The organism is Streptomyces sp. ATexAB-D23 (genome assembly GCF_000373645.1).
Lineage (GTDB): Bacteria > Actinomycetota > Actinomycetes > Streptomycetales > Streptomycetaceae > Streptomyces > Streptomyces castrisilvae.
In genome coordinates this window covers 1-11,994 of the sequence record NZ_KB892047.1, presented here as the reverse complement: position 1 = coordinate 11,994, position 11,994 = coordinate 1, and the positions used below count along the sequence as shown (strand labels likewise).

Here is an 11,994-nt window from a genome sequence, read left to right as displayed (position 1 = left end):
CGTACGCCTTCCAGCGCGAGCGGTACTGGATGCAGGCGGAGACAGGCGGCAGCGACCCCGGCTCGCTCGGCCTGGGCGCCACCCGCCACCCGCTCCTCGGGGCGATCGTCACTCTGGCGCAGGCTGACGAGGTGGTGCTCACCGGAAGGCTGTCTCTGGCCGATCAGGCATGGATCGCCGACCACGGAGTGCTGGGCAGCGTGCTTCTTCCCGGCACGGCCTTCGTCGAGCTGGCCGTCAGGGCAGGCGACGAGGTCGGTTGCGACCTGCTGGAAGAGCTGACGTTGCAGGCGCCTCTCGTGATCCCCGAACAGGGCGGAGTCGCGATTCAGGTAGCGGTCGGCGCGGCCGATCCGGCGGGGCGTCGTGCGGTCAGCGTGTATTCACGGGATGACGGTGCCGATCACGCTCCTTGGACGCGTCACGCCGAAGGCATCCTTGCCGTGGGCGGCAGAGTCCCAGCGGCGGACCTGACTGCGTGGCCGCCGAAGGGCGCAGAGGCGATCAGCGTCGAGGGGGCCTACGAGCTCCTTTCCGAGCGTGGTTACGGCTACGGGCCGGTGTTCCAGGGACTCAAGGCTGCCTGGACATCGGGGGAGGAGCTGTACGCGGAGATCGCACTCCCCGACTCGGAGCACGACGACGCCCAGCGCTTCGGCCTGCACCCCGCTCTGCTTGACGCGGCCATGCACGTGGCGCTCATCGATGACGGTTCACGGACCGACGAATCGACCGTGCTGCCTTTCGCCTGGACCGACGTCGCCCTCCATGCGGCGGGGGCATCGGCCCTCCGTGTCCGGATTGCACCGGCAGGACAGGACAGCGTCTCGGTCCTGGTGGCCGATGGATCCGGTCAACCTGTGCTCACAGTCGGCGCGTTGGTCTCTCGACCGGTGTCGGTGGAGCAGTTGGTGGGGTCGGGTGTGGGTGGTGGGTTGCATGAGGTGGTGTGGCGGCCGTTGGTGGGTGCTGCGGGTGCTGCGGGGTCTGGTGTGGGTGCGGGTGTGGGTGGGGTGTTTGAGGTGCCGGTGTTGGTGGGTGTGGATCCGGTGGTGGGTGTGCGGTCGGTGTTGGGTGGGGTGTTGGAGGCGGTTCAGGGTTGGTTGGAGGGTGATGGGGTTGGTCCGTTGGTGGTGGTGACGCGTGGTGCGGTTGGTGTGGGTGCTGGTGTGGGTGTGGATGTGTGTGCGGCGCCGGTGTGGGGGTTGGTGCGGGCTGCGGAGGCGGAGAATCCGGGTCGGTTNGTGTTGGTGGATGTGGATCCTGCGGGTGGTTCGTTTGCTGATGTTGCGGGTGTGGTGGTGGGTTCGGGTGAGCCGGAGGTGGCGGTGCGTGGGGGTGAGGTGCTGGTTCCGCGGTTGGTCGAGGTTCCGGNCGGTGGACTGGGCCCGGTTCTTCGAGGGCACGGGCGCCCGCCGCGTCGACCTGCCCACGTACGCCTTCCAGCGCGAGCGGTACTGGATGCAGGCGGAGACAGGCGGCAGCGACCCCGGCTCGCTCGGCCTGGGCGCCACCCGCCACCCGCTCGTCGGCGCCACCGTCACGCTTCCCGGGACGGACGGACCCGTGCTCACGGGGCGGCTGTCCCTCGACAGCCAGCCATGGCTTGCCGATCACCGGATGGGCGCGTCCATCCTGTTCCCGGGGACGGGCCTGGTGGAGCTGGCGCTCTGCGCCGGCGCGCAGGTCGGATGCGATGTGCTCGACGAGCTGACCCTCCAGGCGCCCCTGGTGCTGCCGCCCCGCGGTGGCGTCCAGATCCGGGTCGTGGTGGGCGCCGACGACGGGACCGGCGCCAGGAGTGTCGCCGTGCACGCGAGGGACGAGGACGACGGAGCGGACGACGCACCGTGGACCCTGCACGCCGACGGAGTGCTGCTCCCCGAGGTACCGGCACCTGCCTCCGACGTCGCGATCTGGCCCCCGCAGGACGCATCTCCGGTGGAACTCGTAGACGTCTACGGCCAGTTGGCGGCGCAGGGATATGAGTACGGACCGGCGTTCCAGGGACTCGACGCGGTCTGGCGGCGTGGCCGCGAGATCTTCGCGGAGGTGGCCCTGCCCGGTGTGGCGGCCCCGGACGCCGAGCACTACGGCCTGCACCCCGCCCTGTTCGACGCCGCGTTGCACGCGTCACTCCTCGACGGGGCCGACGCGGCGCCCGGCGACGAGGGGACGGCACATCTCCCCTTCGCGTGGAAGAGTGTTCGCCTCCACGCCACCGGCGCGGCCCGCCTCCGGGTGAGGATCGCACCGTCCGGTGCCGACAGCGTCACCGTGGACGGAGCGGACACCGAAGGACGTCCCGTGTTCTCCGTGGGCGCCCTCGTCACCCGCCCGGTGTCCATGGACGCCACGGCCGGGACGGCGCAGCGCGGTTCCCTCTACTCCGTGCGCTGGACGCCGCTCACGCCGGCCGCCGCCCCCGAGGTCGTCGCCGTGCCCTGGGACCGGCGGAACGCCGGCCCCGTGTCCGAGACCGCCGTGCTCGTCTGGGAATGCCCGCCGCCCGTCGGTGACCCGGTGTCAGCGGCGCACGAGCTGACCGCCCGTGCGCTCGGGGTCGTACAGGAGTGGCTGACGGACGAACGGTTCGCGGCCGGCAGGCTGCTCGTGGTCACGCGGGGAGCGGTCGCCCTGCCGGGAGAGACGCTCACACATCCGGCGGCCGCGGCCGTCGCCGGGCTGGTGCGGTCCGCGCAGAGCGAGAATCCCGGGCGAATCCTGCTCACGGACACCGACGGAGACAGCGACAGCGTCGCCCCACAGGGCGTCGCCGCGGTGGTCGCCTCAGGCGAACCCGAATCGGCGCTCCGGGAAGGCGCTGTGTGGGCGCCCCGGCTGAGCCGTGTCCTCCAGGAGCGGGACACGGCGGACCGCGCACCGTTCGGCGGAGACGACGCGACCGTGCTGGTCACCGGCGGTACGGGCACGCTCGGCGCGCTCGTGGCCCGTCACCTCGTCACTGTGCACGGCGTCCGGCGGCTGGTGCTCACCGGCCGCCGCGGCCCCGACGCACCGGGAGCCACCGAGCTGCGTACCGAACTGGCGGGTCTGGGCGCCGAAGCAACCATTGCAGCGTGCGACCTGGCCGACCGGGAGGCGGCGCGCGCCCTGCTGGCCGCGCACGCCCCGACAGCGGTCGTCCACTGCGCGGGCGTGCTGGAGGACGCCACCCTCGGCTCGCTCACCGCCGGCCAACTCTCCCGCGTTCTGCGGCCGAAGATCGACGCGGCATGGAACCTGCACGAACTGACGGCCGACCTCGACCTCTCCGCGTTCGTGCTCTTCTCATCCGTCGCCGGCGTCCTCGGTAATCCGGGCCAGGCCAACTACGCCGCCGGCAACGCCTTCCTGGACGCCCTCGCCATCCAGCGGAAGGGACTGGGGCTGCCAGGGCAATCACTCGCGTGGGGGCTGTGGGCCGACGGCGACGGCATGGCCAGTGGGCTGGACGGCACCGATCTGCGACGTATGAGCCGCTCCGGCGTGGAACCCCTCGTGCCGGCCCACGCACTGGCACTGCTGGACGAGGCCGGGCAGTCGGACGACGCGCTGCTCCTTCCGGTCCGCCTCGACCTCAGGACACTGCGCGAGGTGGAGCCGCCGTCGCCCATCCTGTCCGGTCTGGTGCACCGCAAGGCGCGCGCCGCCTCCGCCGTACCGGCAGGGCAGCCCCGGTCCGCCCTGGCCGCCCTGGCGCCCAAGGAGCGGCTGCGCGCCCTGGTCGATCTCGTGCGTGCTCGGGCGGCCTCCGTGCTCGGCCACGGGTCCGCGGCCGACGTGGATCCCGACCGGGCCTTCACCGAGATCGGGTTCGACTCCCTGACCGCGATGGAGCTGCGCAACCAACTCGCCTCCACGACCGGGCTGAGACTGCCCGCCACCCTGGTCTTCGACCACCCCAGCGCCCGCGCCGTCGCCGGACACCTGGACACCCTCCTCGCGGGGGACAGCACCGCGGTCGCGGCCGTGGCCGCGCCGTCCGCCGACGACGACCCCGTCGTCATCGTGTCCATGGCCTGCCGCTACCCGGGCGGGGTGACCTCGCCCGAGGACCTGTGGCAACTCGTCGACGACGCGGTCGACGCCATCACCGAATTCCCTCGCAACCGTGGCTGGGACCTGGAACGTCTCTACGACCCCGAGTCCACCCGCCCCGGCACCTGCTACGTACGCCACGGCGGATTCCTGCACGACGCCGCCGACTTCGACCCCGGCTTCTTCGGGATCAGCCCGAACGACGCGCTGACCACCGACCCGCAGCACCGGCTGATGCTGGAGGTCGCGTGGGAGGCGATGGAGCGGGCGACGATCGATCCGCTCTCGCTCAAGGGCACCACTACCGGTGTCTTCACCGGCACGATGTACCACGACTACGCGGGCAACAGCGCCGCCGGTTCGCTGGGCCCCGGCCGTGTTTCGTACACCTTCGGTTTCGAAGGGCCCTCGCTGGCCGTCGACACCGCCTGCTCCTCGTCCCTCGTCGCGCTGCACCTGGCCGCCCAGGCCGTGCGGTCGGGCGAATGCGAACTGGCCCTGGTGGGCGGCGTGACCGTCATGTCGACCCCCGAGACGTTCATCGAGTTCGCCCGGCAGCGCGGGCTGTCCCGCGACGGCCGGTGCCGCTCGTTCTCCTCGGCCGCCGACGGCGCCGCGTGGTCCGAGGGCGCGGGCATGCTCGTCATCGAGCGGCTCTCCGACGCCCGTCGGAACGGACATCCGGTCCTGGCCGTCCTGCGCGGCAGCGCCGTCAACCAGGACGGTGCCAGCAACGGGCTCATGGCACCCAACGGCCCCTCCCAGCAGCGCGTCATCCGGCAGGCCCTGGCGAACGCGGGACTCGGCACAGCCGACGTGGACGCCGTCGAGGCCCACGGCACCGGGACCACCCTGGGCGACCCCATCGAGGCGCAGGCCCTGCTCGCCACATACGGCCAGGACCGCGCCGACGGGAAGCCGCTGTACCTGGGCTCGATCAAGTCGAACATCGGGCACGCCCAGGCAGCCGCCGGCATCGCCGGGGTGATCAAGATGGTCGAGGCGATGCGGCACGGCATCCTCCCGGCCTCCCTCCACCTGGACGAGCCCTCGTCCCAGGTCGACTGGGAGACGGGTGACGTCGCCCTGCTGTCAGAGGCGCGTCCGTGGCCCGAGCTGGACCGTCCGCGCCGCGCCGGAGTCTCCTCCTTCGGTATCAGCGGCACCAACGCCCACGTGATCATCGAGGCGCCGGCGGCCGACGCCCCGGCGGCACCGACCGCCCCCGCGGCCACCGAGCAGAACACGCCCGCCCCCGTGCCGTGGCTCCTGTCGGCCCGCGACCCCGAGGGCACGGCCCGCCAGGCCGCCAGGCTGCTGGCCCACCTGGAGTCCAGGCCCGCCGCGAGCGCACTCGACGTCGCCCACTCCCTGGCCACCACCCGCACCCCCTTGGAACAGCGCGCCGCGCTCCTGGTCACCGACCGGGCGCAGGCCATGCGCGACCTGGCCGTGCTCGCGGACGGCGCCACCACCCCCTCGCTCGTGACCGCGCAGGACCCCGGGAGGACCGGGGGCGGACCGACCGCGTTCCTCTTCTCCGGCCAGGGCTCCCAACGCCTCGGCATGGGCGGGCGGCTGCACCGCGCCCACCCCGTCTTCGCGCGGGCCTTCGACGAGGCCGTTGCCGCGCTCGACGCCCATCTCGACCGGCCGCTCGCCGACGTCGTGCGCGAGGACGAGGCCGCCCTGAACCGCACCGGATACACCCAGGCGGCGCTGTTCGCCTTCGAGGTGGCCCAGTTCAGGCTGCTGGAGTCCTGGGGCGTCCACCCCGACTTCCTCGCCGGCCACTCGATCGGCGAACTGGTCGCCGCCCACGTCAGCGGGGCCCTGTCGCTGCCGGATGCCGCACAGCTGGTCGCCGCGCGCGGCCTGCTGATGCAGGCGCTGCCGGAGGGTGGCGCCATGGCCGCCATCCGGGCGAGCGAGGACGAGGTGGCACCGCTCCTCACCGCCGAGGTCGCCGTCGCCGCCGTCAACGGCCCCGAGTCCGTCGTCGTCTCGGGCACCGCCACCGCCGTACGGGCCGTGACGGACCACTTCGCGGCGCTCGGCCGCTCGGCCAAGCCGCTGCGGGTGTCGCACGCCTTCCACTCGCCATTGATGGACCCCATGCTGGACGACTTCGCGCGCGCCGCCGCCGGGATGACGGTGACCGAACCGTCCGTCCCGCTCGTGTCCACCCTGACCGGACGCGTCGTGACGGCCGCCGACCTCGCCGACCCCCGGCACTGGGTCAGGCACGTGCGGGAATCCGTGCGGTTCGCCGATGCCGTACGCACCCTGGACGAGGCGGGTGTCACCACCTACCTGGAGATCGGCCCCGACGCGGCGCTGTCCGCCCTGGGCCCCGCCTGCCTGCCCGACACGAGCACCGCCGCGTTCCTGCCGCTGTCGCGCCGCGACCGCGACGAGGCGGCGGAGCTCGTCGCAGCCCTCGCACTCGCCCACGTACGCCATGTCCCGGTCGACTGGGCGGAGTTCTTCGCCGGGAGCGGAGCGAACCGCGTCGACCTCCCCACGTACGCGTTCCGCCACCAACCGTTCTGGGCGCTGCCCGAACGGGCCGGGGCCGAGCTCACCGCCGCCGGAATCGGCACCACGGAACACCCGCTGCTCGGCGCGGTCGTGGCGCTGCCCGACGGCGGCGCCCTCCTGACCGGCCGGCTGAACCGCGGCGAACTGCCCTGGCTCGACGACCACGACCTGCTCGGGACCCCCGTCCTGCCCGCCGCCGCGTTCGCCGACCTCGCCCTCAGCGCCGGAACGGGGGCCGGCTGCCCCCGCCTGGACGAGCTGACGGTGACGGCCCAGCTGCCGCTGGCCACCGGCTCCGGCCCCGAACTCCGGGTCACCGTCGGCGCACCCGCGGAAGACGGCCGCCGTACGGTCGAGATCCACTCCAGGAGTCAGGAGGCGCGGGCGGACGACGACGACCCGGCCTGGGTCCGGCACGCCCGGGGCGTACTCGCACCGGCCGCCGACGAACCGGCCGCGTACACGGCGGCCTGGCCGCCGCCCGGCGCCACCCCGGTGGACCCGGGCACCCTCTACGACCGGCTGCTCGCCCTCGGCCACGGACACGGCCCGGCCTTCCGCACCATCGGCTCCGCCTGGCGGAGCGGGGACGAGCTCTTCGCCGACGCCGTACTCGACGAGGACACGGCCCGGGAGCAGTGCGCGCTGCACCCGGCCCTGCTCGACGCCGCCGTCCAGCTGGCCCGCTTCGGGGCCCTGTCCGCAGGCGAGGAGCCGGGCGGCGACGCGCCGCTGAACCCCGCGGCCTGGACCGGCCTGCAGGTGCACCGCGCCGGCGCCACCGAGCTGCGGATACGGGTCGGCCCGACCGGCTCGGGCCGCGCGTCGTTCGACATCGCGGACGGCGAGGGACGGCCCGTACTGACGGCCGAGGACATCGAGTGGAAGCCCGTCACCGCCGCCGAACTGACCACCGGCACCCCCCTGGGCGCGCTGTACCGGCTGGAGTGGGCGCCCGCGCCCGTCGACATCGCCGACCTCGGATCCAGGACCGCCGTCCTCGCCGCCGCCGGGCCCCTCGACGACCCGCGCACCGGCCTTCCCTTCCCGGTCTTCGACCCGCGCGATCCGCTGGACGCGGACGCCCCCGACTTCGTCCTGCTGCCGCTGGCCGCCCCGGCCGGCGACGAGCCGGATGCCGTACGCGGGCACGCGGCCGAAGTCCTGGCCCACCTGAGGGAGTTCCTCAGCCACGTGCCGGACGGAGGGACCACCCGGCTGGCCGTCGTCACCCGGCACGCCGTCGCGGCGGGGGACGAGGCGCCGGACGTCCGGCACGCGGCCGTATGGGGTCTCGTCCGGGCCGCGCAGAGCGAACACCCCGGACGGTTCGTCCTCGCCGATGTGGACGGTCTGGACGCCTCGGCGACCGCGCTGCCGGACGCCCTCGCCACCGGAGCCGACGAACTCGCCGTCCGGGGCGGCACCGTGCTCCTGCCGAAACTGCTCCCCGCGGAACCCGGCCCCGAGACGCCCGCCCCCGCGGCGGGCGGCACGGTACTCGTCACCGGCGGACTCTCCGCGACGGGCGCCGCCCTGGTCCGCGGCCTCCTCGCCGAACTCGGCGCCGGCCACGTCCTCGTCGCCGGCGGCGGTATCACACCCGAGGAGGCGGACGCGCTCACCGCGGGCACCGATGCCGAACCGGTCGTCAGCGACTGCGACCCCGCCGACCGTGCGGCCCTGGCCGCCCTCCTGGCCGGCATCCGCGACGGCGCCCCGCTCACCGCCGTCGTCCACATGGGTCCCGCCGGGGAGAGCGCGCCGATCGGCGAACGGACCCCGCACCTCCTCGACGAGACGCTGCGGCGGCACGCCGACGCCGCGTGGAACCTGCACGAGCTGACGGCCGGCCTCGACCTGTCGGCCTTCGTCCTCCTCACCTCGGCCCGCGGTCTCGTCCATGGCGGTGGCGAGGCCCACCACGCCGCCGCGCACACCTTCCTGGACGCCCTCGCCCGGCACCGGCACACCCTCGGCCTCCCCGCGACGGCCGTCGCCCTCGCCCCCGAGGACGCCACCGTCAAAACCGGGCTGCTGCCGCTGACCGCCGAGCGCACCGCGGCACTCCTCGGCGACGCGCTGCGCACCCCGACCGCCGCACTGTTCGCCCTCCACCCCGACCAGGGCGCCCTGCGCGCCCTCGCCGGCCATCTGCCCCCCGTACTCGGCACACTGGTCCGCACGCCCGGCCGCGCCGGAACCCGTCCGGGCGCGGGCCTGTCCGCTGCCGCCGAACTGCGCGGGCGCCTAACCGGCCGGAGCGAGGAGGAGCGGGGCCGCGTTCTGCTGGAACTCGTCCGCTCACACGTCGCCACCCTGCTCGGCCACCCCACCCCCGAGGCGATCGGCGCGGACCGGGCCTTCCAGGACCTCGGCTTCGACTCACTGGCCGCCGTCGAACTCCGCCGCCGGCTCGGCAGCGCCACCGGCCTCAGCCTCCCCGCCAGCCTCGTCTTCGACTACCCGGACTCCCGCGCCGTCGCGGCGCACCTCACCGGACTGATCGACGACGGGTCCGGGGAACAGGACGCCTCCGCGAACCTGTGGGCCATGCTCGACCAGCTCGACGCGGGCCTCACCGCCGCACAGCTCGATGCCGGAGCCCGCCCGCGGATCACCTCCCGGCTCGAGGCGCTGCTGCGCCGCTGGCACGACACCCAGGGGGGCGCCGACGGCCGCACCCACGAGGAGGACGACGCACTCGACTCGGTCACCGACGACGAACTGTTCGACGTGCTGGACCAGGAGATCGGACTCCTCTAGCCCCACCGACAGGGCCCTCGGGTCGGGGCGGAGCCTCGCCCCGGCCCGAGGGCCCCTGTCACCGATACGCACTACCCGTTCGCGCACCCCGCCGGTCACGGCACCGGTACCGCCCGGCACGGCCGACACCCGCACCGAGATTGGTTGAGGTACAGATGGCAACCCAGGACAAGCTTCGCGACTACCTCCAGCGGGCCACGGCCGACCTGCGGCAGGTGAAGCGCCGTCTGCGCGAAGCCGAGGCCAGGAAACACGAGCCGATGGCCATCGTCGGTATGAGCTGCCGCTACCCCGGCGGCGTGACCTCCCCCGACGAGCTGTGGGACCTCGTGGCCGAGGGCCGGGACGGCATCACGACCTTTCCCGTCAACCGCGGCTGGGACGTGGACGGACTGTACGACCCCGAACCCGCCACACCCGGACACACGTACGCCCGCGAGGGCGGTTTCCTCCACGAGGCGGACGGGTTCGACGCCGACTTCTTCAGGATGAGCCCCAAGGACGCCCGCGAGACCGACCCCCAGCAGCGCCTGCTGCTGGAGACGTCATGGGAGGCCCTGGAACACGCCGGAGTGGACCCGCTCTCCCTCAAGGGCTCCCTCACCGGCGTGTTCGCCGGCGTCGTCTACCACGACTACGCCACCGACGGCGGCACCGGCGGCCTGGCCAGCGTCGCCTCCGGACGGGTCTCCTACACCCTCGGGCTCCAGGGCCCCGCCGTCACCGTCGACACGGCCTGCTCCTCCTCCCTCGTCGCACTCGACTGGGCCGTCAAGTCGCTGCGCACCGGTGAGTGCGACCTGGCCCTGGTCGGCGGCGTCACGGTGATGGCCACGCCCACCTCCTTCGTGGGCTTCAGCCAGGAACGTGGCCTCGCCCCCGACGGCCGCTGCAAGTCCTTCGCGGCGGCCGCCGACGGTACGGGCTGGGGCGAAGGCGCCGGCATGCTCGTCGTCGAACGGCTCAGCGACGCCCGGCGCCACGGACACCAGGTGCTCGCCGTGGTCCGGGGCAGCGCCGTCAACTCGGACGGTGCCAGTAACGGCCTCACCGCCCCCAACGGCCCGGCCCAGCAACGGCTCATCCACCAGGCCCTCGCAGCCGCCCAGCTCACCGCCGACCAGGTCGACGCGGTCGAGGCGCACGGCACCGGGACCACCCTCGGTGACCCGATCGAGGCGCAGGCCCTGCTCGCCACGTACGGCCAGGGCCGCCCCGCCGGCCGGCCGTTGTACCTGGGCTCCATCAAGTCGAACATCGGGCACGCCCAGGCCGCCGCCGGCGTCGGCGGAGTCATCAAGATGGTGCAGGCCATCCGCCACGGCATCCTGCCCCGCACCCTCCATGTGGACGGCCCGACACCGAACGTCGACTGGTCCACGGGCGATATCTCCCTGCTCACCGAAGCCATCGCCTGGCCCGACCTCGGACGCCCGCGCCGGGCCGCCGTCTCGGCCTTCGGGCTGAGTGGTACGAACGCTCACGTGATCATCGAGGAGGCGCCGGTGGTGCCGGTGGTGCCGGTGGTCGGGGATGGTGAGCCGGGTGGTCCGGTTGTGCCGTTGTCGGTTGTGCCGTTGCCGTTGTCGGCGCGGGGTGTGGTGGCGCTTCGGGAGCAGGCGGGTCGTGTGCTTGCTCATGTGGAGGCGCATGCGGGTGAGTCGTTGATGGATGTGGGTTTCTCGTTGGCGACGACGCGTGCGGTGCTGGATCAGCGTGCGGTGGTTTTGGCGGGGGATCGTGGGGATGCGGTGCGTGTGTTGTCGGATCTGGCCGCGGGCCGGGAGAGCGCGGATGTTGTCGTGTCGGCGGGTTCGTCGGTGGAGGGTCTGACGGCGTTTTTGTTCACGGGTCAGGGTGCGCAGCGTCTGGGTATGGGGCGTGAGTTGTATGGGGCGTTTCCGGTGTTCGCGGAGGCGTTCGATGCTGTGGTGGCGGAGCTGGATGTGCGGTTGGGCAGGTCGTTGCGTGAGGTGGTGTGGGGTGAGGATGCTGGTCTGCTGAGTGGGACGATGTTCGCTCAGGCGGGGTTGTTCGCGGTGGAGACGGCGTTGTTCCGGTTGGTGGAGTCGTGGGGGGTTCGGCCGGATGTGGTGGCGGGGCATTCGATTGGTGAGGTGGTTGCGGCGCATGTGGCGGGTGTGCTGTCGCTTGCGGATGCCGCGGAGTTGGTGGTGGCGCGTGGTCGGTTGATGCAGGGGTTGCCGGGTGGTGGGGTGATGGTGGCGGTGGCGGCGTCGGAGGCCGAGGTGCTTCCGTTGCTGGGTGGCGGGGTGGGGCTGGCGGCGGTGAACGGTCCGTCGGCGGTGGTGGTGTCGGGTGTGGAGAAGGAGACGTTGGCGGTCGCGGAGCACTTTGCCGCGTTGGGTCGTCGGACGAAGCGGCTCAGTGTGTCGCATGCTTTTCACTCGCCGTTGATGGAGCCCATGCTCGACGCGTTCCGGGAGGTTGTCGAGACGCTTTCGTATGCTGTGCCGTCGATGCGTGTCGTGTCCAATGTGACCGGTGCCGAGGCGACCGCGGAGCAGTTGATGTCGCCGGGGTACTGGGTGCGTCATGTCCGTGAGGCGGTCCGGTTCGCTGATGGGATCGCTCACCTCGCGGACCAGGGCGTCACCCGCTTCGTGGAACTCGGCCCCGACGCGG

At 73.0% G+C, this 11,994-nt stretch carries 1 protein-coding gene and 2 pseudogenes; all 3 read left to right on the top strand.

The window, feature by feature from the left end; genetic code table 11:
* Positions 1-29: 29 nt before the first annotated feature.
* Positions 30-1,346 (top strand): annotated as a pseudogene (locus B082_RS40560) (polyketide synthase dehydratase domain-containing protein); the annotation flags it as partial.
* A 31-nt stretch (positions 1,347-1,377) separates the two neighbouring features.
* Positions 1,378-9,348, top strand: coding sequence for a type I polyketide synthase (locus tag B082_RS36950; protein WP_018555407.1), 7,971 nt, complete (start codon positions 1,378-1,380; stop codon positions 9,346-9,348).
* Between the two features lie 155 nt (positions 9,349-9,503).
* Positions 9,504-11,994 (top strand): annotated as a pseudogene (locus B082_RS0129520) (type I polyketide synthase); the annotation flags it as partial.